This window comes from Salinicoccus albus DSM 19776 (genome assembly GCF_000385175.1).
GTDB lineage: Bacteria > Bacillota > Bacilli > Staphylococcales > Salinicoccaceae > Salinicoccus > Salinicoccus albus.
In genome coordinates this window covers 16929-39018 of the sequence record NZ_ARQJ01000018.1, presented here as the reverse complement: position 1 = coordinate 39018, position 22090 = coordinate 16929, and the positions used below count along the sequence as shown (strand labels likewise).

Sequence of the window (22090 nt, the reverse complement as noted above, 5' to 3'; positions counted from 1 at the left end):
GGTTGGGCAGTGAACAATAAAGTGGTTCGAATGATTAACAACTACACGAAAAAAAGCGATAACGAAAGAAAAAAACGTAAAGGTGAGAATCGTGTTGTCATGCGGCGCATGACAGCCTTCGGCGGTGCGATGCTGCTGGCAGCTGCCGTTCTGATACTTCTGGCATTCAATCAGAAAGATCAGAATGAGGCGCTCGAGGAAGAACTGGCCCAGACACAGGCAGTGATGGATGAACGCGTCCAGGAAGAAAAAGACCTGCAGCAGCGGATAAAGCAGCTGAATGATGATGATTATATTTCACGGATTGCACGCAGTGAATTTTTCCTTTCAGAAGAAGACGAAATTATATTCAATCTGCCTGAGGGAGATGAGGAACAGGGAAATTCCACAAATGAAACCGCTGAATAATAATCGTTACAAAAGTGTAATGATTATTATTCCTGTTTGTAGTATCATAAGTATTGAGCGTAAATGATTATTGGGAGGATAATATATAAAGATGTCAGTTGAAGTGGGCAGTAAAGTTATTGGAAAAGTCACGGGTATCAAGAATTTCGGTGCGTTTGTCGAGCTGCCGGGAGGAAAGACGGGACTAGTGCACATCAGTGAGGTTGCGGATCAGTATGTAGAGGATATCAATGAGCACCTTGAAGTGGGCCAGGAAGTGGAAGTAAAAGTCCTATCCGTTGGAGATGACGGTAAGATCAGTCTGTCCATCAAAAAAGCCAAAGTTCAAAAACCAAAGCCACAACCCCGTAAAGAAAGTTCGCCGGAAGATTTTGAGAAAAAACTTTCGAGCTTCCTGAAAGATAGTGAAGATCGTTTGTCTACGATAAAAAGGCAGACAGAATCACGTCGCGGCGGCAGAGGCAAAAGATAATATATACAGACGATTCCAGCAATCGTCTTATTTTATTTTGCAGGATAAGATCAGCGAATATTTTTGCCATCAAATCTTGCGAAAAGCCAAGTTTTCTAATGAAGAAGGTGAGGTTATGGAACTCTGGAAGTCATGGACCAAGGATGACACAATTGCGCTGGCTATCTCCGGCGGGATGGATTCCATGGTGCTCTACCATCTGTTGAGAACCGCGTATCAGGGCACATACAGGAAACTGATACTGCTCCATGTCAATCACAATCAGCGTGCCGCTTCTGAAGATGAAGCGGAGTACATAGCGCAGATGGCACAGCGTAACGGCCTGATACACGAGATCACAAGGCTCGGTATTCCAAAAGAGAAATTCACCCAGGCAAGAGCCAGAGAAGAACGCTATTTATTCTTCGATAAAATGATGACGCGTCACAGTGCAGCGGTGCTTCTGACGGCCCATCATCTCGATGATCAGTATGAATCAGTGCTCCATCAACTGCTCTCCGGCAGATATATACCCGGCGAGATGTCCATTCCTGCAGATAGAAGCGGGCCCGGCTACCTCATCTCCCGCCCCCTGATCAATGTGCAGCGGGAAGATATACAGGCATATGCACGTAAACATCAGGTGGTCTGTTTCGAAGATGAAACGAATAGCGAGACAGAATATACACGCAATTATATCCGGCATAACATACTGCCGCCGATCAGACATTCCGGCAATCTCCATGAATCACAATTGTTGAATCTGGCACGTGATCTGAGTGAAATAGATGGTATGCTGAAGGAAGAATCAGCCGCCTTCCTCAGCTCAGAAGATGAATCAGCGTCTAGGGAAGCTTTCAATAAAAAACGCAGGATCAGTCGTTTTTACATATTGAATGACTGGTTCCTGGCCTGCGGAGAACACCCCAGAAGAAGATACATCGAAGAGATGATTGATGTGATCAGCCAAAAGACAGCACAGGTGTCATTTGTCATCGGCAGGCATCAGCTGATGGTGGCGTATGACAGACTTCAGGTACTGCCAAAAAACAATGAATTTATGACATATCTTGAAATTCACCGGAATGGCGTGTATCATTTTAATGATTACAGAATTGAAGTGAATTTGGATGCACAGGACATGCCGCTTAAAGTGCGGACAAGGCAGGACGGGGATAAGATGCGCATTCCTAATACAGGGACTAAGAATCTTTCCAGAATCCTCATAGACAGAAAAATTCCGCGTCTGGAGCGGGAGTTCATACCAGTAGTCATTGATAACAGTCAGCAAATCATTGCACTGGGCACAATTTATAATATAATAAAATCATGCAGGAGAAACAGCGGATTACTCATCACAAAGGAGCAGGTTAATGACGATTCATAACGACATAAGCGAGATAGTCTTATCAAAGACGGACATCCAGGATATTACGAAAAGGCTCGGCAGACAAATCACTGAAGACTATACAGGGAAGACTCCCATATTTGTAGGGCTGTTAAAAGGGTCTGTGATGTTCATGGCAGATCTGATCAAAGATGTAGACACGCATCTTGAAATTGACTTCATGGATGTTTCCAGCTACATAGGCAGGAAGTCTTCAGGAGAAGTGCAAATATTAAAAGACCTGTCTTCTTCAGTTGACGGACGTCATGTCATCATTGTTGAAGATATTATTGAAACTGGCACGACTTTGAATTCCATCGTCGATCTGATTGCATATAGAAATGCAGCATCGCTTGAAATTGTTACATTACTCGATAAACCAGTAAACCGTAAACTTCATGTGGATGTGAAATATGTCGGGACTGAGATTCCCGACGGTTTTGTGGTCGGATACGGTCTGGACTTTGATGAAAAGTACAGGAACTTGCCGTATATCGGGCTTTTAAAACCTGAGTTTTATGAATAAATCAAAACAGTGGAATAATATTGTGAAATTATGGTATTATTCCTGTTAGTTGTATTAGAAATGGAGGATTACGGATGCCGAAAAATATGGGCCGTAACATAGTGCTGATACTGATATTGGCAGTCATTATGTTTGGTATTTTTCAAAGTTTTAATGGCGATTCCGCTCTGGAGGAAGAGCTTCAATATACTGAATTCCTTGAAGAATTGGATGCCGGTAACATAGCTGAACTGACAATCCAGCCTGAACAGAACGTTTACTTGATTGAAGGCAGATTGGCCAGTCAGGAAGAACAGGAATCCTTTACATCAGTGATTCCTTATAACAGTACAGAGGATCTTGACCAGATATTGAATAATGCGAGATCCCAGGAGAATTTGAACTTCACCATTGAACCTGCTGAAGAGCAGAGTCCTTGGACAAGCATGCTGTTCACATTCATCCCGCTGCTGCTTATCCTGTTCCTTTTCTTGTTCCTGATGAGTCAGGCACAAGGTGGCGGCGGCGGCGGCGGCAAAATGATGAATTTTGGTAAAAGTAAAGCTAAGCTTTATGATGAGAACAAGAAAAAGGTGCGTTTCGAAGACGTCGCCGGTGCAGAGGAGGAAAAACAGGAACTTGTTGAAGTTGTTGACTTCCTGAAAGATCACCGCCGCTTTGACAGAATCGGTGCACGCATACCTAAAGGTGTGCTTCTCGTCGGCCCGCCAGGTACAGGTAAGACATTGGTCGCGCAGGCAGTTGCCGGAGAAGCCGACGTACCGTTCTTTTCTATCAGTGGTTCGGACTTTGTGGAAATGTTCGTTGGTGTCGGTGCTTCCCGTGTACGTGACCTGTTTGAAAACGCCAAGAAGAATGCGCCTTGTATCATCTTTATCGATGAGATTGATGCCGTCGGACGGCAGCGCGGCGCAGGTGTCGGCGGCGGTCACGATGAGCGTGAGCAGACGCTCAACCAGCTGCTTGTAGAAATGGATGGTTTCGGTGATAACGAAGGAATCATCATGATTGCCGCAACAAACCGCCCGGATATCCTTGACCCTGCACTTCTGCGTCCGGGACGTTTTGACAGACAGATTCCAATCGGCCGTCCGGACGTCAAAGGCCGGGAAGCAGTGCTGAAAGTACATGCTAAAAATAAACCATTTGATGATACCGTGGATTTTGGGGCTCTGGCTCAAAGGACACCTGGTTTCACAGGTGCCGACCTTGAGAATCTGCTGAATGAGGCGGCACTCGTCGCAGCCCGCAGCAACAAGCGCAAGATAGACATGCGTGATGTGGACGAGGCCACGGACAGAGTGATTGCAGGTCCAGAGAAGAAGAGCCGGGTCATTTCTGAAAAAGAACGTAATATTGTGGCGTTTCACGAAGCGGGGCATACTGTCATCGGTATGGTGCTTGATGATGCTGATATGGTCCATAAAGTAACCATCGTTCCCCGTGGTCAGGCTGGCGGATATGCAGTAATGCTTCCGAAAGAAGACCGTTACTTCATGACGAAACCTGAACTGGAAGACAAGCTCGTCGGGTTGCTTGGCGGGCGTGTTTCTGAAGAAATTAACTTCAATGAAGTGTCCACAGGTGCACATAATGACTTCCAGAGATCAACAAGCATTGTGCGCAGCATGGTGGTCGAATATGGTATGAGTGAAAAGCTTGGTCCGCTGCAGTTTGGTGATTCAGGCGGACAGGTATTCCTCGGTAAAGATATGCAGTCAGAGCCTAACTATTCTGACCGTATCGCATTTGAAATCGACCAGGAAATGCAGAACATCATAAAGACGCAGTATGAACGCTGCCGTCAGATTCTGACAGAACACAAAGAACAGCTGACCCTGATCGCTGAGACTCTCCTGGTTGAGGAAACACTCGACCGTGAACAAATCGAGGGACTCTTCTATCATGGCAAACTGCCTGAACGCGAATTCGACGATAGCCATCTGGATGAACAGGGAGAAGAGAAGGCCGGTAAATCTTATGAAGATATTAAAAAAGAAGTGAACCGGCCGCAGGAAGAATCAGAAGATCGGGAAGCAGAAAAGCCTGACATGGTGGATAGCGAAGATGAGACTCGCGATCAGTCTGCAGATGATACTGATGATAGAAATCGGGAATCTGACGATGACCGGAGAAATTAATTAGTCAGAAAAAGTCGCCTAGCGGGCGGCTTTTTTGGCTGTTATAGGGAGGAATTCCAATTGGATCATTTAATCAGAGGAATTGGAATGAATGAAGAGATAAGAATTTTTTCAGTGGACACAACTGAAACGGTGAATGAAGCAGTGGCCCGTCATAAGGCACATCCGACTGCAGCGGCAGCGCTTGGACGTACGGTGACCGCAGGCGTGATGATGGGGGCAATGCTCAAAAATGAAGAAAAAGTGACCATCAATATCCAGGGCGGCGGACCGATAGGTGCCATCGTAGTCGATAGTGACGCGAAAGGGAATGTCCGCGGGTATCTTAGGAATCCAGAGGTCCATTTTCCACTCAATGACCAGAAGAAATTGGATGTAGGACGTGCGGTCGGTACTGATGGTTTTCTGAATGTAGTTAAAGATGTCGGACTGAAGAATGATTTTACAGGTTCTGTCGAAATGGTCTCCGGTGAAATCGGAGAGGATTTTTCATATTATTTCTATGCCAGTGAGCAGGTGCCTTCAATCGTTGCTTTGGGTGTATTGGTGAACCCGGATAATACGATTAAAGCTGCCGGCGGCTTCATCATCCAGGTGCTGCCCGGTGCCAGTGATGAAACCATTGAATTTCTGGACCACCGTGCGCAGGAAATGGCGCCCGTTTCCAAGCTCATCGATCAGGGACTGTCACCTTCTGAAATTATCGGAGCAGTCATTGGCGAAACCGATTGGAAACAGCTGGATGACATGCCGGTAAACTTTGAATGCAGCTGTTCCAAAGAACGTTTTCTCAAGGCGATTGCTTCCCTCGACAAATCTGAAATTATGACGATGATTAAAGAGGATGGCGGTGCTGAAGCAGACTGTCATTTCTGCAGGAAGAAGATCTGGATTGATAAGGAAGAATTACAGGCGCTGCTGGTGCATTAAAGTTGAAAAATCGGGTGGGAAGTGGTATATTATTCATATAGTATAACTCGGAATAAAAAGGAGTAAATGATGAGTAAACTTTATAACAATATTTCTGAAGTAATTGGTAATACACCCTTAGTCAAACTGAACAATCTTACTGATGAAGACTCAGCGGATATTTATGTGAAACTTGAATTCATGAACCCTGGAAGCTCGGTGAAAGACAGAATTGCATTGTCAATGATCGAAGCGGCTGAAGCATCCGGTCAGCTGGATAAAGACACAACGATCATAGAACCGACCAGCGGTAACACAGGTATCGGTCTTGCCATGGTTGCAGCAAGCAAGGGTTACAAAACGCTCCTGGTCATGCCGGATACGATGAGTAAAGAGCGCCGGAATCTTCTTAAAGCATACGGTGCGGAACTGCTTCTGACACCAGGAGCAGAAGGTATGAAAGGGGCGATAAAAAAAGCGGAAGAGCTTGTTGAAAAAGATGGCTACTTCATGCCCCAGCAATTTGAAAACCCGGCAAACCCTGAAATTCATGCAAAAACGACCGGTAAGGAACTTGTCGATCAAACCGAAGATATTACAGTAGACGGTTTTGTCTCCGGTATTGGTACAGGCGGTACGATTACGGGTGCAGGCAGAGTTTTAAAAGAGGCCCATCCGGAAGTTAAAATCTATGCGCTTGAACCTGAAGATTCAGCGATACTCAGTGGCGGAGAGCCCGGACCGCACAAACTGCAGGGACTGGGTGCAGGATTTGTGCCCGGTACACTTGACACTGAAATCTACGATGAAGTGCTGACCGTCGGCAATGAAGTGGCGATGGAAAGAGCACGGGAACTTGCAGCAAAGGAAGGTATCCTCGGCGGTATTTCTTCCGGAGCAGCAGTTGAAGCATCCATTAAGGCAGCCAGGGAACTGGGGAAAGGCAAAAATGTGATTACAGTCCTTCCATCCAATGGTGAGAGATATCTTTCCACCCCACTGTTCAATTTTGAAGGTTAAATACAGCGATATCGTAGCGTTTAAAATGCCATGTTCCGGATAAGCGGAATATGGTATTTTATTGTTTATAAACATTCTTATTTGCCGTTCAAACATGTTATAATGTGGCTATTCTTATAGAAATGTAAACGAGGGTGATAGTTATGAAAAAGCTCATGATTATGGGTATACTCAATGTAACCCCGGATTCTTTCAGTGACGGCGGTAAATATCATTCGCTGGACGATGCTGTGGCCCATGCCGGGAGAATGATAGATGAAGGTGCGGATATCATTGATGTCGGGGGCTATTCCACGAGACCAGGCTATACCGAAATCACTGAGGAAGAAGAAATCAGCCGCATCGTTCCCGTAATAGAAAAGATAAAAGGGTCTGAAGCTGATATATCAGTGGATACTTTCCGCGGCAGTGTTGCCAGAGCAGCGATTGAAGCGGGGGCAACGATGATCAACGATCAGTGGCGCGGCACTTATGATGAAAGCATTCTGGATGTGGCTGCTGAATTCGGGACTCCTGTATTCTTAATGCATAACAATCACCATGCCAAGTATGAGGATGTCGTGAAGGACATGATCAGAGAGCTTATGGAATCAGTTGCGCTGGCGAAATCACACGGGGTCAAAGATGAAGATATCTGGCTCGATCCGGGGATTGGTTTCGTCAAATCCAGAGATGAAGAGCTTGAAGTGATGCGTCGTCTCGATGAACTTGCTGCGCTTGGTTACCCTGTACTTTTAGCAACGAGCCGCAAGCGAATGATTAAGGAACTGATGGACGGAGAAGTGCCTGCTGCAGAACGGGATGAAGCAACTGCAGCGACAACCATCCTGGGCATAGATGCAGGGGTTGATGCCGTCCGTGTGCATAACGTCGGACTTAACCGTAGATTATCGGATGCTTATATCAGGCTTAAGGAGGGTGTAGATGGATAATATCAAAATTAACGGTATTAAAACTTATGCCTACCACGGGGCACTTGTTGCAGAGCGGCAGTTGGGACAATTCTTTTTGACAGATGTCGTCATGCATCTTGATCTTAAAGATGCATCAGAGAATGATGATCTGGAGAAAACCATTCACTATGGAGAAGCATACCAGCTGGTGGAAGATGTCATTAGAGGCAGACCGGTCAATTTAATTGAACATCTGGCGGAAAAAGTATCCCGCTCATTGTTTGACCGTTATGATAAGATAATAGGGACAGAAATTACCATCACGAAAATGAACCCTCCAATAGATGGAAATTATGAGCATGTCAGTATCACATTGAATAGAAAGCGGGAAAACTAATGGCAGTAGCTTATTTAGGCCTTGGCAGCAATATTGGAGATCGCAGGGATAACCTGGAATCTGCCATCCGCAGGCTTGGCGAGACAGACGATATTATCGTGACAGAACGCTCTTCTGTTCATGAAACAACACCTTACGGTAAAACAGATCAGCCGAATTTCATGAACATGTGCACAGCGATAGAAACACGGATTTCTCCGCTGGAGCTGCTGGAAAGTGTGCTCAAGGTTGAGCATGACCTGGGGCGCGAAAGAAAAGAAGTATGGGGGCCGCGTGTAATCGATATCGATGTATTGCTTTATGAGGATTTGGAATTGTCTTTGGATGAGTTGAATATCCCTCATGCTGAGATGCATAAACGAGCGTTTGTGCTCGACCCTTTATCGGAAATTGCAGCTGATATCGTCCATCCGACATCGGGTAAAACCATTGAAACATTGAAGAAAGAGTTGGAAACAGATCACAAAGAGGTTTAGCATTGGAGAAAAACTGAACTTTGTGTGCATATAACTAATATAGACAGACAGTATAGGAGAGAGATAAGTGAGTGAAGAACTGAATGACCAGATAGAGGTCAGACGCGAGAAACTACAGCAGCTCGTTGATTTAGGTATGGATCCATTTGGCGAAAAATTTGAACGGAATGCCTACACAGATCAGCTGAAAGCAGAATGGGACCAATTTTCCAAGGAAGAATTAGCAGACAAAGAGGATGAATCCCGAACAGTCATTGCCGGCCGTGTCATGACTAAGCGCGGTAAAGGTAAAGCAGGTTTCGCGCATATCCAGGACATTAACGGACAGATCCAAATCTATGTGAGAAAAGACCAGATTGGTGAAGAAGCATTTGATATTTGGAAACAGACGGACCTTGGTGACATCGTAGGTATTAAGGGTGTCATGTTCAAAACCAATACTGGCGAATTGTCGGTGAAAGCTAAAGAATTCAAAATTCTCACTAAAGCATTAAGACCACTGCCGGATAAATATCACGGTTTAAAAGACGTGGAAGAACGTTACCGTAGACGCTACCTTGATCTGATAACCAGCGAACACTCAAAAGACACATTCATTAAGCGCAGCCTGATTGTTCAGGAAATGCGCAATTACCTGAATCAGAAAGGGTTCCTTGAAGTGGAAACGCCGATGCTGCATACCATTGCTGGAGGCGCACAGGCGCGCCCCTTCACGACGCATCATAATACGCTGGATATGGAATTATACATGCGGATCGCAATTGAACTGCATTTAAAACGTTTGATTGTGGGCGGACTTGAGAAAGTTTATGAAATCGGCAGAGTGTTCAGGAATGAAGGGATTTCAACACGCCATAATCCTGAATTTACAATGCTTGAGCTTTATGAAGCATATGCCGATTTCCATGATATTATGGATCTGACAGAAGAAATGATTGCCCATATCGCCAGAAAGGTAAGCGGCTCTACAATCATCGAGTATGAGGGCAGCCAAATTGACCTGTCACCAAGATGGACACGGATGCACATCGTTGATGCCATCAAAGATAAGACAGGTGTGGATTTCTATGAAGTTAAATCCAGCGAAGCGGCGCATGCGCTTGCAAAAGAACATGATATCGATGTTCAGCCGACGATGAAATACGGACATATAGTAAATGAATTTTTCGAACAGAAAGTAGAGGATACGCTGGTAGAGCCGACATTTGTATACGGTCATCCGATTGAAATTTCTCCACTGGCAAAACAGGATCCGAAAGATCCAAGGTTTACAGACCGTTTCGAACTGTTCATTGTCGGCAGAGAACATGCCAATGCCTTTACGGAGCTCAACGATCCTATAGATCAGAGGCAGCGTTTCGAAGCGCAGGTTGCAGAAAGGGCAGAAGGTAACGATGAAGCGCATGAGATGGATGAAGACTTCCTGGAAGCAATCGAATACGGTATGCCGCCAACGGGCGGGCTTGGTATCGGTCTCGACCGTCTAGTGATGCTGTTAACAGATTCAGCCTCCATCAGAGATGTGCTTTTATTCCCAACAATGAGACAGAAATAGGATAGAAAAAAATGAAAATGTACGCCTGAATTTGAAAAGGTGTACATTTTCACATTTAAAATTTGATAAATGATTGACTTTTTCTCCGAATATAGTATATTATATAAAGGTCGGCATTGTTAGTGACCCATAGCGGAGAATTAGCTTAGCTGGGAGAGCAACTGACTTGTAATCAGTAGGTTGGGGTTCAATTCCTCTGGCCGGCACCATTTGTCAATGATAATATTGCGGGAGTAGTTCAGTGGTAGAACACCACCTTGCCAAGGTGGGGGTCGCGGGTTCGAATCCCGTCTTCCGCTCCATTTAGATTATAAGCGGTTATGCCGTTTTATTTTTTTAATACAAATTACCATGCGCCCGTAGCTCAATTGGATAGAGCGCCTGACTACGGATCAGGAGGTTAGGGGTTCGACTCCTCTCGGGCGCGCTTTAGAGTACACCGGGAAGTAGCTCAGCTTGGTAGAGCACTTGGTTTGGGACCAAGGGGTCGTAGGTTCGAATCCTGTCTTCCCGACTCTTTATCAAAATATATGTTCACACGCGGGTGTGGCGGAATTGGCAGACGCGCTAGAATCAGGCTCTAGTGTCTTTACAGACGTGGGGGTTCGAGTCCCTTCACCCGCATCACTTTTTATTCATCCAACGGGGGCTTAGCTCAGCTGGGAGAGCGCCTGCTTTGCACGCAGGAGGTCAGCGGTTCGATCCCGCTAGTCTCCACTTTTTTTATTTGTACTTACATAAAAATGTTCAGGGGCCTATAGCTCAGCTGGTTAGAGCGCACGCCTGATAAGCGTGAGGTCGGTGGTTCGAGTCCACTTAGGCCCACTAAAGAGACACGGAGTTCTCCGTGTCTCTTTTTATTTTGTCTTCCGATAATGAGAAGGTGGCCTTTCAAAAGAGAGATCAGCCCTCCTTCAGACTCTCAAAAAATTTTTTCAGAATCCCGACAATTTCTTCTGCATCCTTTTCACCAATACCGATTAATACGGTATCGGTCATGCTGTTCAAGTCTGAGTAGCTATTGCCATGCACAAGTCCGTACCTTTCAGCGGATTGACGCAAATCTTTGCCTGGGATTCTTAGCATGAAATGCATCCCTGTATGTTCACCGTAAATTTCCGCCTCTTCATAATTATCTTTGATCCATTCAGTAATCCTTATCATCTTTTCGCGGTAGATTTTCCTGACCCTGTTTACATGCCGGTCCAGATAACCGCGTTTCATAAATTCTGCAATGATATGCTGCATCTGTCTCGGCACATTGCATGCAAGTCCCGTCTCGAAATACTGTTCGGCCAGTGATTGGGGCAGTACCATACAAGCAAGTCTCAACGAAGGATACAGCGATTTTGAAAAGCTGCTCATATAGACAGTACGATCATTTTTATCGAGTCCCTGAAGAGAGGGCAGCGGCCGTGCGGTATATCTGAATTCACTGTCGTAGTCGTCTTCGATGATGTAGCTTTCAGCGGCGCTGGCATGGTTTAACAGCCGGATGCGTTTTTTCAATGATAGCACGACACCGCTGGGAAACTGATGGGAGGGTGTGAGATGTACAGCCTGATTATTGAATGTGTGCACAGCTGCCACGTCTATGCCATCCTTTAAAATTGGTGCGTAATCGACAGGGGATTCCAATCGTCTGAGTATATTTTTGACTACCGGGTAGCCGGGATCCTCTATAGTTACTGCCGGATATTTCAGTAGAAACAGAACCTGCTCCAATAAAAATTCCGTGGACGGTCCGATAAATATCTGATCCAATGAGCAATTCACGCCGCGGTTGATATGGAGATAGTGGCGTATCTGCTCTTTGAGTTCTTTCTCTCCGCTTTCATCCCCCATATTGAGGAGTTCGTCATTGCTGAAAATTTCCCGGGCAATCTGCTTCAATACGTCGCTCTGCACAATACTGGTATCGATTGTGCCTAACGGCAGTGTATATGACTTTTCCGCAGGGCGGTTCACTTTATGATGCAGGGCTGGTGGCTTCACATGCTGAAGCTGCTCGATGTGAACGGTATAGAATCCGCTTTTGGGTCTGCTGTAAATCAGGGCTTCACCAAGCAGCAGATCATAGGCGCTCTCCACTGTGGTCATACTGACAGAGAGGTCATTCTGCAGCTGTCTTTTGCTCGGCAGTTTCTCGTCGCTGCTGATTTCACCGTTTAGGATCTGCCGTTTTATATGCTGGTATATTTGTTCGAATAAAGGGACATCTGAATCTCTATCGATTTCTATAAACATCGTCTGACCTCCTCAATTTATTTCAAATTGATACTTTTTAGTGACCAGATTTAATTTTATACTATTTTAATATAAACACAATATTGAAAAGGAGTCGAGATGATGAAACGCACAGAAATAAACCGGAACAAAAATTTGGAAAGTGATTTTCAAACAGGTGTGATCATGGATGTTGTCAATGCCGAACAGGCTAAAATTGCAGAAGAGGCCGGTGCAGTGGCTGTAATGGCTCTGGAGCGTGTACCTTCCGATATCAGGGCCGTCGGGGGTGTGGCCAGAGCATGCGATCCCGGCATCGTTGAGGAGGTGACGGATGCCGTCTCCATCCCTGTGATGGCTAAAAGCCGTATTGGTCATATTACTGAAGCGAAAGTGCTGGAAGCGCTGGGCGTCGATTATATCGATGAATCGGAGGTGCTGACACCAGCTGATGAAGAATTCCATTTAAAAAAAGATGACTATACAGTGCCGTTTGTATGCGGATGCCGCAACATTGGTGAAGCGGCCCGCCGTATCGGTGAAGGGGCTTCAATGCTCAGAACCAAAGGTGAGGCGGGCACCGGCAATATTGTAGAGGCGGTCAGACATATGAGACAGGTCAACCAGCAGGTGCGTCAGGTCGCTGTAATGAACGATGATGAGCTGATGACCGAAGCAAAGGAACAGGGTGCCCCCTATGAAATCCTGAAAGAAATTAAACGCCTGGGCAGACTGCCTGTCGTTAACTTTGCTGCCGGGGGTGTGGCGACCCCCCAGGATGCAGCACTGATGATGGAACTCGGCGCAGACGGTGTATTTGTAGGTTCCGGTGTATTTAAATCCAACAGCCCTGAAACATTCGCAAAAGCGATTGTTGAAGCAACGGCACATTATCAGGATTATGAATTGATCGGTAAACTTGCCAAAGAACTCGGCAGTGCAATGGAGGGGCTTGATATCAACGGGCTGACCCAGGAAGAAAGGATGCAGAATCGCGGCTGGTAGACAGTGATCAGCATGATATATTTAAAACCCGCTCACTTGAGCGGGTTTTAAATATATCTATTCCTGTGACTCCATTACGGCATCCAGAAATTCCGTATTGACGAGTCCTTCAATATCATCTGAAGGTGTATATTCTGCCTCGCTGCTGATGGTTGCCATCTCCTGCAAGACCTCTTCGTTTATTTCATAAGTAGGGTTCAGGCGGCTGCTGGCTTCCAATGTTTCTTCAAAGTCCAGTTCCTGACCGGAGATTTCAGCGATATGATCGACAAATAATTGAACAGCGTCTTCCTGGTTCTGCTCAATATATTCAATTGCTCTCATATGCGCACGGATATACGCTTCAGTCAGTTCAGGATTAGCATCTGTAAAGTCCTGGCGTGCGCTAACGACCGTCGTTGTGGATTCCGTGCCCCAGGCAAATTCTTCTTCATCCAGCAGGATATCGGCATTTGCCTGATTCTCTAAAAACACACCCCATGGTTCCTGTGTAGCTGCAGCATCCACGTCTTCCTGAAGGAAGAGGGTTGAAGTGTCAGCCGGTGCCTGCGGTACCATTTCGACATCATCGGCAGCGATGCCGGCGTCATTCAACACTTTGCGCAGCATAATATCCTGGGTGGAGCCGATTGTTGGGATGGCAATACTGGAGCCTGAAAGATCCTCAACGCTGTTCAGATCCGAATGCTCTGCTGCGGCAAGTACGGCACCGCCATTTACAGCGCCGGCGATGATTTCATGGGCCGGATTTCTCAGATATGTATTTGTCGTCGGTGACGGCCCTACGGTGCCAACATCAAACTCATCTGTGGACATGGCTTCCATGAATGCACTGCCGTTGGGGAAAGTCATTGTATCGATGGAAATATCTTCACCGAATTCTTCCTGGAAGTAGCCATTTTCCAGGGCAACAATTGTCGTAATATGTGTGAAGTTAGGGAAGTAGCCGATGCGCACTTCATCAGCGCTCTCTTCAGCATCAGCGCCGCAGCCGGCGATGATCAGAGTCAGTAAACCTAAAAAGCCAATCAGTGTTTTTTTCATATGAACGATCCTTTCATTTTATGCTTTAAGTCCCCATTTTCTGGCAACGGTCTTTTCCATGCGCAGGAACACCTGGTTATCGATAATCGTGCCGATCACACCAATGAGGATCATGATTGACAGTACCAGATCCATCGCCTGGGTGGAACGTCCGAGATCCAGCAGATAGCCGAGCCCGCCTGCTGAACCGAGCAGTTCCCCCGCCATGATTGCGCGCCATGCGAACGCCCATGCAACACGGAGTCCTGATATGATATGCGGGACCGATGCCGGCAGAATGATGGTTCTAAGTAAATGTGTGCCGGAGGATCCCAGCGTTTTGGCCGCATCGATATAGATACTGGGTACATTTTTAAAACCGGCGCTGGAGTTCACTGTCATCGTCCATGTCGCCCCGATCGCTACGATGAATAAAATTGCTGCGTTGCCAAGCCCGAACCACACGATTGCGAGCGGGAACCAGACGATGCTTGGGATAGACTGCAGTGCAGTGACGAAAAAACCGAGCGTATCATCAACGATTTTATAGCGGGCGATCAGGAATCCGAATGTCAGACCGAGTACAATAGCGATTGAAAACCCGATGAGGAGACGGACCAGTGTAACACCGGTTGCACTCAGTATCTCACCTGAAAGGATACCGCTGATCAGCGTGCTCATCACTGTCACACCGCCCCCTTCACTCGGTATGAACAGAGGTGGGAACATGAAAACAGGGAAGAACCCGAGTTTAGATATGACTTCCCATATCGCTACGATCACCATCACGAACGTGACTCTTCTCAAGATTGTAGTCATCGCCAAATTCCTCCTTCAGTACTTTTTCCATCTCTTCTTCCAATTCAGCCATGACCTGTTTTTCCAGATCAACAATCACGCTGTCAGATGGATCTCTTGGCCGGGCTGCCTGCACTTCATACTGCTGTTTGACGGCGCCCGGCCGTGTGCTCATCAGGAGTACTCGGTCTGACAGGGTGAGTGCCTCCCTGATATTGTGAGTGATGAACAGGATGGTTTTGCCGGTCTGGGCCCAGATATGCTGCAGTTCCTTATGTAAGACAAGGCGTGTCTGTTCATCGAGTGCGGCAAATGGTTCATCCATCAACAGCACATCCGGGTCCATGACCAGCGATCTTGCAATAGCCACGCGTTGCTTCATCCCGCCTGAGAGCTCGTGGGGGTGCGCATCGGTAAAGTTTCCGAGGTGGACCATTCTGAGTCCTTCCATTGCTTTGTCATGTGCTGCCTGCTTGCTGCTTCCTTTTAAATGCAGACCATATGTGACATTTTCAAGGACGGTCATCCACGGGAAAAGGCCCCCTTCCTGGAATACTACGACTCTGTCATTTCCGGGACCTTTCACAACAGCGTCGTTGACTTTCACTTCTCCAGAACTGGGCGCATCAAGGCCGGCAATCAGCTTAAGGATTGTTGATTTGCCACAGCCTGAAGGGCCGATCAATGATACGAATTCGCCTTCCTGAATCTCGAAGTCAATATTATCAAGAACGTGAAGCTTGTCATCTTTTCCTTTGAAAAAAGATTTGTTTACCTGGTCTAAGTGCACTTTCATCTGCTTCACCTGCCTAAAATCATACTAAATATATATGGATTATAGGCTATTTTTTATATCCATGTCAAGACGGGGCGGAAATTTCTAATACGCACGATAAATATTTTTGCGTGCCGCACAAGATAATATGACGGCGGGAGTGTGTAATAATTACAAAGAAATAAATTAACAGCTACAGTATTTTTAATAAAATTTCAAGACTTTTATTATATTAATTTAACTATTATACTAATTCTATTCAGTGATTTTATGGGAGATTTTATCATTTCAAATGAAAGCGGTTACTTAATCATTTTAGATAATTGCTTCAATTGACGGATTCATACGGTTTGCTCAGGGGAATTTTGCACAAGGAGATCAGAGATGTTAAGTATTATTGGCTTATTGACTATAGTAGCGATTGTTACACTTTTAATTACAAGAAAACTCAATCCGATTGTGGCACTGGTCATCATCCCGTTTATCGGCGCACTTGTTGCCGGTTTTGGATTGGGAGAGATTACTGAATTTTTTAATGAAGGTATTAATTCTGTAATAAATGTTGTTATCATGTTTGTCTTTGCGATACTGTTCTTTGGAGTGATGTCGGATGCCGGGCTGTTCAATCCGATAATCAGCAGGATGGTCAGACTATCAAGAGGGAACGTTATACTTATTGCGATATCGACCGTTATTATCGGTGCAATTGCGCATCTGGACGGTTCAGGTGCCTCTACATTCCTGATTACGATACCGGCATTGCTGCCGCTGTATAAAAAATTGAATATGAGCCCCTACCTGCTTGTCATGCTGATCGGCATCAGTGCCAGTATCATGAACATGGTGCCATGGGGCGGACCGCTTGGCCGTACTGCCGCAGTACTTGGAGAAGATCCTTCCGCACTTTGGCAGCCGCTGATTCCATTACAAATCGTATCGCTCATCATGCTCATTGCAGCCGCTGCATTCATCGGATACCTTGAGAAGAGACGTCTGAGCAGAAATAATCTGCTGATTACTGATGCCAATATTGACTTTGAGGAGCTGCAGGCGGATGAGAATGGTGAGCAGTCCGATCTGAGGCGGCCGAAGCTGTTATGGTTCAACCTCATCATTACACTTGCTGTCATTGCAGTACTGATGTCTGGCCTGTTGTCTGCAGGGCTCGTCTTCATGCTTGCCTTGAGTATTGCCCTGCCGATCAACTACAGAAACATGGACGACCAGATGGGCAGAATTCGGGCGCACGCGCCAAGCGCGCTGATGATGGCGGCCATTATACTTGCTGCCGGGTCATTCCTTGGTATTCTCGAAAACAGCGGCATGCTCGAAGCACTGGCCGAAGATATTGTTTATATACTGCCTGCATTTGTAGTGCCGTATCTGCATTATATCATCGGTATATTCGGGGCGCCGCTCGAGCTTGTATTCAACACAGATGCGTATTATTTCGCGATGCTGCCAGTCGTTGATGAAATTGTTTCCGGCTATGGGGTAGACAGTATCACCACAGCATATTCGATGATGATCGGTAACATCATCGGTACATTCATCAGTCCATTCTCGCCTGCACTCTGGCTTGCAGTCGGACTGGCAGGCATCGATATGGGACGTTATATCAAATACGCGATATTCTGGGTCTGGGGATTCAGTTTACTCGTGATGCTTGCAGCATATCTGCTGGGAATCATCTAAAATTATACTTTACTTGCAAATCACCCCTCAGTTGTCTGAGGGGTGATTTTTTGGGTGTGCCGGCGCAGAGTTTTCGATCTTTACATGCGTTTGAGCGACGGACGGGGCATGAGAAGCATTCCAAGAAAACACGGATGATCTATAATAAAAAGACCGGCTCAATTTGATTTGACCGGTCTCAACGCTGTCTACCATTCTTCAATTTCGCTTCTCACTTTATATGATAAATTCTCACCGTGCCGTTCTTTCAGCTTATCTTCGATTTCTTTCAAAGTGATGTCCTTATTTTTAAGCAGTACCAGCAGATGATAAAAGAGGTCACTGGTTTCATCGATGATTTCTTTCTTATCATCATTTTTTGCCGCGATGATGGTTTCTGTCATTTCCTCCCCGGTCTTTTTAAGGATTTTGTCGAGCCCTTCTTCAACCAGATATTTTGTATACGATCCTTCCTGGGGGTGATCGATTTTCTGACCGACAATTTTCTCGAGTGTCTGCAGACTGAAGTCTTCGTCTTCAAAGCAGCTCTGTGTACCCAGATGGCACGTCGGGCCGTGCGGCTCTACCTGGATGAGGAGGGCATCCTGGTCACAGTCGAGTGCCATTTCTTTAACGGCCTGGATGTGGCCGCTTGTTTCTCCTTTTTTCCACAGCCGCTCTTTCGTTCTGGAATAAAACCATACGACTCTGTCTTCAAGTGTCTTCTCGTATGCTTCTTCATTCATGAAACCGTTCATCAATACCTGCTTTGTCCTGTAATGCTGAAGGATGACTGATATGAATCCGCCGCCTTTTTCAAAGTCTGGTTTCATCCCTGTCTCACCTCGAATCCTGAGTCTTCAAGCCGGGCTTTTAAGTCCTGTATTTCCACTTCCTGGTTGTGGAATATGGAAGCGGCAAGCCCTGCCGAGACATCCGTTTCTTTAAAGAGTTCGACAAAGTGGCCCGACTCACCGGCACCGCCGCTGGCGATGATCGGGATATTCACGAGTTGATTGGCCGCCTTCAGGAATTCTACATCGAATCCCTCTTTGACACCATCATGATCCATGCTTGTAATCAACAGTTCTCCTGCACCGTAATCAGCACATTGTTTCACCCAGCTGAACGCCTGAATACCAGTCTGCTTTGTACCGCCGTGCGTGTACACATAGTAGTCTTCGTCTGCCGCATCATATTTGACATCGACGGCGACACATATACACTGGCTGCCGAATATGTCCGAAGCTTCTTTGATCAGTTCCGGGTTTTTAATCGCTGCCGAGTTGATGCTGACTTTATCCGCTCCGGCATCGAGCAGCTGCCTGATGTCATCGACAGTACCGATGCCACCGCCGATTGTCAGTGGGATAAACAGCGCTTTGGCGGTGTCTCGGATGACATCGATCATCAAGTCATGGCCTTCCTGTGTTTTGGAAATATCCAGGAAAACGAGTTCATCCGCACCACTTTCGTTGTATCTTTTGGCGAGTTCCACCGGATTGCCCACATCTCTCAAACCAACGAAATTTACGCCTTTGACGACGCGGCCTTCCTTAACATCCAGGCACGGAATGATTCTTTTTTTAATCATTTAATATCCCTCCAGAATTCATCATTGTGGCTGGCTTTGCCAACGATTGCGTCAGCGATGCCGAAAGACTTAAGCGTCTGGAGGTCCCGTGCGTCACGGACGCCGCCGCTGGCAATGACTGTGTGGCGGGTGAGTTCATTGATGCGTTTCGTATTTTCGAAGTTTGGTCCCTGGTTCATGCCATCTTTATTGATATCTGTATAAATAATACCTGCAATGTCAAAGTCTTCGATTGCCGCAATATATTCATCCACCGTAATATTACTGTTCTCGGTCCAGCCGTTGATATAAATGTCATTTTCTCTGGCATCAGTGCCGACGAATATCCTGCCCGGATAAAGGCGGACTGCTTCTTTCAGCCATTCGATATCGAGTATTGCTCTCGTGCCGAGGATGAAATAATCGATGCCCATATGATCGTACTGAGCGATTGTCTCCATGCTTCTCAGTCCGCCGCCAATTTGAAGGGGGAGATCGGTTAAGGCTTTCAACGTTTCGACAACAGTCGTTTCCTGTGCATCCTGTCTTAAAGCACCCATAAGGTCTACGATATGGATGCGTTTCACCTGTTCAAAACCGGAATAGAACTTAACCGCTTCTGCCGGTGTTCTTTTCATCGCTGTCTTCTGGCCGTAATTTCCCTGTTTCAGTCGCACGTTCTGGCCGTCAATGATGTCTATAGCCGGAATAATATTCATTCTGGAACCCTCCTTCAATCGCCTGCTTTAAAATTTTGAGTCCGGTCTCACCGGATTTTTCCGGATGGAACTGGATACCGATGACGCTGCCTTTCTGTACAATCGCTGGGATATTTGTGCCATATTCGCTCACGGCAATCACATCCGGAGTGTTATTCACTTTGAAACTGTGTATGAAATAAACATCTTTGTCATTGAGAAATTCACTGCTGCTCTTGAGTGTATTCCACCCCAGGTGTGGGATGGGCAGCGGCGTCACTATTTTATGGACCTCCCCGTTCAGTATACCTAATCCTTCAGCATTGCCTTCTTCGCTGGTGTCGAATAAAAGCTGCATGCCTAAGCAGATGCCGATCATGCGTTTGGAACCGGCCAGTTCGATGAGTGTTTCTTTTATACCAAGCGCTTCAATCTTTTTCATCGTTTCACCGAAGTGGCCGACCCCGGGCAGTATGATTGTGTCACATCTTTTAAGATCATCTCTGTGACTTGTGAGTATATAATCTTTTTCGAGTTTCTCGAGTGCATTTTTGATATTCTGTATATTTCCCAGGGAATAGTCGATGATACCGATCATTCGATGACCCCTTTTGATGACGGGATACCGGTATCGGCCGGTTGAAGCGCCTCCTTCAAACTTCTCGCAAATGCTTTGAATACCGCTTCGATCTCATGGTGTGTATTGCCGCCTTTAAGCAGGTCGATATGGAGTGTCATACGGGCGTTCATGCTCACTGCATTGAAAAATTCTTCAACGAGTTCTGTGTCGAAAGTCCCCGCCTTTTCCTTGGAGAAATCTGCCTGGAAATTTAAATGCGGCCGGCCGGACAGGTCAAGCACGGTCCGCGCCAGTGATTCGTCCATTGGAATATATGCGGTGCCATAACGCCGATAGGCGGTTTTGTCCGTGTAAAGTTCCCTGATCAGCTGTCCGAGGATAATGCCGGTGTCTTCCACAGTATGGTGGTCATCGACTTGATTATCTCCATCTGCATCCACATTCAGCCAGAGCCCGGAATGGAAGGAGAGAAGTGTCAGCATGTGATCGAAGAAACCGGCATTTGTCGAAATCCGTGATTCGCTGACCGGTGTCTGATCATCGAGTGATATTGAAATCTTTGTTTCCTTTGTGGATCTTTCCTTTTGAATCATTTTGATTGCTCCATTCATTGATTAATTTAACGAGTGTTTCATAATCTTCCAGACGAATGATGGAATAGCGGACCGCATTGTTAAGAGGCGCTTTATCGTAAATTCTTGGCTTGTAGCCATGATCCCATAAGTACTGGCCGAGAGCTCTTGCGTTTTCCCCATAGGTAAAGATGAAGTTGGTGCTGGAATCGATTATGCTGACCTCGCCATCGGCTGCTTTAAAAGCTTCAGTGAGTGAATCTTTGGATTTGAGCTGATATTGTGTAAATTTTTCAAGTTCATCTTTGTTTTCGAAGATTCGGCTGGCCAGGTTCAACGAGAGTGAATTGACGGGATAGGGATGGTTGATTTTCGTAATTTTCTCAAAGGTGTCCCCTTCAGCAATTGCTATCCCGACTCGGAGCCCCGCGAGGCCATAGATCTTGCTGAGTGTGCGGATGATGACTACGTGTTCGCCCTCCGGTCTCTTGTATACCGGTGCAAATTCGCCGTAGGCTTCATCCACTGCCAGATAACCGTTGACCTCCTGCATGCTCTGTGCCAGCTTTGAAAGTTCATCTTCACGGAACAGCTGTCCTGTCGGGTTATGCGGCATGGAGAGGAGGAATAATGAAGGTCTTAGCCTTTTTATCTCTGCAATGACTATATCGAAGTCAAATTGGAAGTTTTCATCACATTTTACCGTATCAAAGGAGACGCCGGCCTGCTCGGCATATTCCTGATACATCACAAAATCGGGGGATAAGGCCATGACACCATTGTGCCCGAGTGTCATCACCGTCTTCTGGATCCATTCATCCGAACCGTTGGCCAGTTCCAGATTTTCAGCATTGATATGATAGTGTTCGGCGTACAGTGATTTAAAACGATCAATCTCGTCACTCGGATATTCGTAAATAATTGTTTCGTTGATCACTTCAGTTATTGCTTCCTTCGTCAGAGGAGAGAGGGGGCTGGTGTTTCTGTCCATATGGATCATCGG

23 protein-coding genes and 6 tRNA genes are annotated in these 22090 nt (G+C 46.2%); 19 read left to right on the top strand and 10 right to left on the bottom strand.

Annotated features, from left to right (window positions below; all coding sequences use genetic code 11):
• Positions 1-9: 9 nt before the first annotated feature.
• From G343_RS0102305 to G343_RS0102225, 17 genes are all read left to right on the top strand, one after another.
• Positions 10-408: an FtsB family cell division protein gene (locus G343_RS0102305; protein ID WP_245541925.1), complete on the top strand. Its 399-nt coding sequence runs from the start codon at positions 10-12 to the stop codon at positions 406-408.
• Between the two features lie 91 nt (positions 409-499).
• Positions 500-880 carry a S1 domain-containing RNA-binding protein gene (locus G343_RS0102300; RefSeq protein ID WP_020006492.1) on the top strand — a complete coding sequence of 127 codons (381 nt, stop codon included), beginning with the start codon at positions 500-502 and terminating at the stop codon, positions 878-880.
• Between the two features lie 115 nt (positions 881-995).
• Positions 996-2246, top strand: coding sequence for a tRNA lysidine(34) synthetase TilS (tilS, locus tag G343_RS0102295; protein WP_020006491.1), 1251 nt, complete (start codon positions 996-998; stop codon positions 2244-2246).
• Positions 2239-2772 carry a hypoxanthine phosphoribosyltransferase gene (hpt, locus tag G343_RS0102290; RefSeq protein WP_026366242.1) on the top strand — a complete coding sequence of 178 codons (534 nt, stop codon included), beginning with the start codon at positions 2239-2241 and terminating at the stop codon, positions 2770-2772. Before tilS ends, hpt begins: the two co-directional genes overlap by 8 nt.
• Before the next feature lie 74 nt (positions 2773-2846).
• Positions 2847-4913: an ATP-dependent zinc metalloprotease FtsH gene (gene ftsH / locus G343_RS0102285; protein WP_020006489.1), complete on the top strand. Its 2067-nt coding sequence runs from the start codon at positions 2847-2849 to the stop codon at positions 4911-4913.
• Positions 4914-4973: 60 nt separating this feature from the next.
• Complete coding sequence (gene hslO / locus G343_RS0102280; RefSeq protein WP_020006488.1) at positions 4974-5843, top strand: Hsp33 family molecular chaperone HslO; 870 nt, start codon at positions 4974-4976, stop codon at positions 5841-5843.
• Between the two features lie 69 nt (positions 5844-5912).
• Positions 5913-6842, top strand: coding sequence for a cysteine synthase A (cysK, locus tag G343_RS0102275; protein WP_020006487.1), 930 nt, complete (start codon positions 5913-5915; stop codon positions 6840-6842).
• 143 nt (positions 6843-6985) lie between these two features.
• The gene (gene folP, locus G343_RS0102270; RefSeq protein ID WP_020006486.1) at positions 6986-7774 is read left to right on the top strand and encodes a dihydropteroate synthase; all 789 of its coding nucleotides are present in this window, start codon (positions 6986-6988) and stop codon (positions 7772-7774) included.
• Positions 7767-8132, top strand: a complete 366-nt coding sequence (folB, locus tag G343_RS0102265; RefSeq protein WP_020006485.1) for a dihydroneopterin aldolase — start codon at positions 7767-7769, stop codon at positions 8130-8132. Before folP ends, folB begins: the two co-directional genes overlap by 8 nt.
• Positions 8132-8608, top strand: a complete 477-nt coding sequence (gene folK / locus G343_RS0102260; RefSeq protein ID WP_020006484.1) for a 2-amino-4-hydroxy-6-hydroxymethyldihydropteridine diphosphokinase — start codon at positions 8132-8134, stop codon at positions 8606-8608. Before folB ends, folK begins: the two co-directional genes overlap by 1 nt.
• Before the next feature lie 67 nt (positions 8609-8675).
• The gene (lysS, locus tag G343_RS0102255; protein ID WP_020006483.1) at positions 8676-10163 is read left to right on the top strand and encodes a lysine--tRNA ligase; all 1488 of its coding nucleotides are present in this window, start codon (positions 8676-8678) and stop codon (positions 10161-10163) included.
• A 227-nt stretch (positions 10164-10390) separates the two neighbouring features.
• Positions 10391-10465: transfer RNA gene (locus tag G343_RS0102250), tRNA-Gly, on the top strand.
• Between the two features lie 51 nt (positions 10466-10516).
• Positions 10517-10590 (top strand) — tRNA-Arg (locus G343_RS0102245).
• A gap of 13 nt (positions 10591-10603) precedes the next feature.
• Positions 10604-10677: transfer RNA gene (locus G343_RS0102240), tRNA-Pro, on the top strand.
• A 26-nt stretch (positions 10678-10703) separates the two neighbouring features.
• Positions 10704-10787 (top strand) — tRNA-Leu (locus tag G343_RS0102235).
• A 20-nt stretch (positions 10788-10807) separates the two neighbouring features.
• Positions 10808-10880, top strand: a tRNA-Ala gene (locus G343_RS0102230).
• 34 nt (positions 10881-10914) lie between these two features.
• A tRNA-Ile gene (locus G343_RS0102225) sits at positions 10915-10988 on the top strand.
• 78 nt (positions 10989-11066) lie between these two features.
• Here the strand turns inward: G343_RS0102225 and pdxR are convergent.
• Positions 11067-12410, bottom strand: a complete 1344-nt coding sequence (gene pdxR, locus G343_RS14155; RefSeq protein WP_020006482.1) for a MocR-like pyridoxine biosynthesis transcription factor PdxR — start codon at positions 12408-12410, stop codon at positions 11067-11069.
• 102 nt (positions 12411-12512) lie between these two features.
• Here pdxR and pdxS point away from each other — a divergent pair, with 102 nt between their 5' ends.
• Complete coding sequence (gene pdxS / locus G343_RS0102215) at positions 12513-13394, top strand: pyridoxal 5'-phosphate synthase lyase subunit PdxS (RefSeq protein ID WP_020006481.1); 882 nt, start codon at positions 12513-12515, stop codon at positions 13392-13394.
• Between the two features lie 57 nt (positions 13395-13451).
• Here the strand turns inward: pdxS and G343_RS0102210 are convergent, their stop codons facing one another.
• The 3 genes from G343_RS0102210 to G343_RS0102200 are packed head-to-tail and all read right to left on the bottom strand — an operon-like array spanning position 13452 to position 16011.
• Positions 13452-14438 (bottom strand): ABC transporter substrate-binding protein, encoded by a 987-nt coding sequence (locus G343_RS0102210; RefSeq protein WP_020006480.1) that lies wholly within the window; start codon positions 14436-14438, stop codon positions 13452-13454.
• Between the two features lie 18 nt (positions 14439-14456).
• Complete coding sequence (locus G343_RS0102205; protein ID WP_026366240.1) at positions 14457-15236, bottom strand: ABC transporter permease; 780 nt, start codon at positions 15234-15236, stop codon at positions 14457-14459.
• Positions 15169-16011, bottom strand: coding sequence for an ABC transporter ATP-binding protein (locus G343_RS0102200; protein ID WP_020006478.1), 843 nt, complete (start codon positions 16009-16011; stop codon positions 15169-15171). The genes G343_RS0102205 and G343_RS0102200 overlap by 68 nt, the downstream gene beginning before the upstream one ends.
• Positions 16012-16374: 363 nt before the next feature.
• On the opposite strand from G343_RS0102200, the gene G343_RS0102195 reads away from it, so the two are divergent.
• Positions 16375-17685: a CitMHS family transporter gene (locus G343_RS0102195; protein WP_020006477.1), complete on the top strand. Its 1311-nt coding sequence runs from the start codon at positions 16375-16377 to the stop codon at positions 17683-17685.
• A 188-nt stretch (positions 17686-17873) separates the two neighbouring features.
• Here the strand turns inward: G343_RS0102195 and hisIE are convergent, their stop codons facing one another.
• The 6 genes from hisIE to G343_RS0102165 are packed head-to-tail and all read right to left on the bottom strand — an operon-like array spanning position 17874 to position 22087.
• Positions 17874-18497 carry a bifunctional phosphoribosyl-AMP cyclohydrolase/phosphoribosyl-ATP diphosphatase HisIE gene (gene hisIE / locus G343_RS0102190; RefSeq protein ID WP_020006476.1) on the bottom strand — a complete coding sequence of 208 codons (624 nt, stop codon included), beginning with the start codon at positions 18495-18497 and terminating at the stop codon, positions 17874-17876.
• Complete coding sequence (gene hisF / locus G343_RS0102185; protein ID WP_020006475.1) at positions 18494-19258, bottom strand: imidazole glycerol phosphate synthase subunit HisF; 765 nt, start codon at positions 19256-19258, stop codon at positions 18494-18496. Before hisF ends, hisIE begins: the two co-directional genes overlap by 4 nt.
• Positions 19255-19956, bottom strand: a complete 702-nt coding sequence (gene hisA, locus G343_RS0102180) for a 1-(5-phosphoribosyl)-5-[(5-phosphoribosylamino)methylideneamino]imidazole-4-carboxamide isomerase (RefSeq protein WP_020006474.1) — start codon at positions 19954-19956, stop codon at positions 19255-19257. The genes hisF and hisA overlap by 4 nt, the downstream gene beginning before the upstream one ends.
• Positions 19925-20533, bottom strand: coding sequence for an imidazole glycerol phosphate synthase subunit HisH (gene hisH / locus G343_RS0102175; RefSeq protein WP_020006473.1), 609 nt, complete (start codon positions 20531-20533; stop codon positions 19925-19927). Before hisH ends, hisA begins: the two co-directional genes overlap by 32 nt.
• A complete protein-coding gene (gene hisB / locus G343_RS0102170) occupies positions 20530-21108 on the bottom strand; it encodes an imidazoleglycerol-phosphate dehydratase HisB (protein ID WP_020006472.1) in 579 nt (192 codons plus the stop codon). Before hisB ends, hisH begins: the two co-directional genes overlap by 4 nt.
• A complete protein-coding gene (locus G343_RS0102165; RefSeq protein ID WP_020006471.1) occupies positions 21053-22087 on the bottom strand; it encodes a pyridoxal phosphate-dependent aminotransferase in 1035 nt (344 codons plus the stop codon). The genes hisB and G343_RS0102165 overlap by 56 nt, the downstream gene beginning before the upstream one ends.
• Positions 22088-22090 lie beyond the last annotated feature (3 nt).

Bases quoted from the DNA above. Each gene is read 5' to 3' on its own strand.
- G343_RS0102300 (WP_020006492.1), top strand. From the start codon at position 500: ATGTCAGTTGAAGTGGGCAGTAAAGTTATTGGAAAAGTCACGGGTATC.
- tilS (WP_020006491.1), top strand. From the start codon at position 996: ATGGAACTCTGGAAGTCATGGACCAAGGATGACACAATTGCGCTGGCT.
- ftsH (WP_020006489.1), top strand. From the start codon at position 2,847: ATGCCGAAAAATATGGGCCGTAACATAGTGCTGATACTGATATTGGCA.
- cysK (WP_020006487.1), top strand. From the start codon at position 5,913: ATGAGTAAACTTTATAACAATATTTCTGAAGTAATTGGTAATACACCC.
- folP (WP_020006486.1), top strand. From the start codon at position 6,986: ATGAAAAAGCTCATGATTATGGGTATACTCAATGTAACCCCGGATTCT.
- folB (WP_020006485.1), top strand. From the start codon at position 7,767: ATGGATAATATCAAAATTAACGGTATTAAAACTTATGCCTACCACGGG.
- folK (WP_020006484.1), top strand. From the start codon at position 8,132: ATGGCAGTAGCTTATTTAGGCCTTGGCAGCAATATTGGAGATCGCAGG.
- pdxR (WP_020006482.1), bottom strand. From the start codon at position 12,410: ATGTTTATAGAAATCGATAGAGATTCAGATGTCCCTTTATTCGAACAA.
- pdxS (WP_020006481.1), top strand. From the start codon at position 12,513: ATGAAACGCACAGAAATAAACCGGAACAAAAATTTGGAAAGTGATTTT.
- G343_RS0102210 (WP_020006480.1), bottom strand. From the start codon at position 14,438: ATGAAAAAAACACTGATTGGCTTTTTAGGTTTACTGACTCTGATCATC.
- G343_RS0102205 (WP_026366240.1), bottom strand. From the start codon at position 15,236: ATGACTACAATCTTGAGAAGAGTCACGTTCGTGATGGTGATCGTAGCG.
- G343_RS0102200 (WP_020006478.1), bottom strand. From the start codon at position 16,011: ATGAAAGTGCACTTAGACCAGGTAAACAAATCTTTTTTCAAAGGAAAA.
- G343_RS0102195 (WP_020006477.1), top strand. From the start codon at position 16,375: ATGTTAAGTATTATTGGCTTATTGACTATAGTAGCGATTGTTACACTT.
- hisIE (WP_020006476.1), bottom strand. From the start codon at position 18,497: ATGAAACCAGACTTTGAAAAAGGCGGCGGATTCATATCAGTCATCCTT.
- hisF (WP_020006475.1), bottom strand. From the start codon at position 19,258: ATGATTAAAAAAAGAATCATTCCGTGCCTGGATGTTAAGGAAGGCCGC.
- hisA (WP_020006474.1), bottom strand. From the start codon at position 19,956: ATGAATATTATTCCGGCTATAGACATCATTGACGGCCAGAACGTGCGA.
- hisH (WP_020006473.1), bottom strand. From the start codon at position 20,533: ATGATCGGTATCATCGACTATTCCCTGGGAAATATACAGAATATCAAA.
- hisB (WP_020006472.1), bottom strand. From the start codon at position 21,108: ATGATTCAAAAGGAAAGATCCACAAAGGAAACAAAGATTTCAATATCA.
- G343_RS0102165 (WP_020006471.1), bottom strand. From the start codon at position 22,087: ATGATCCATATGGACAGAAACACCAGCCCCCTCTCTCCTCTGACGAAG.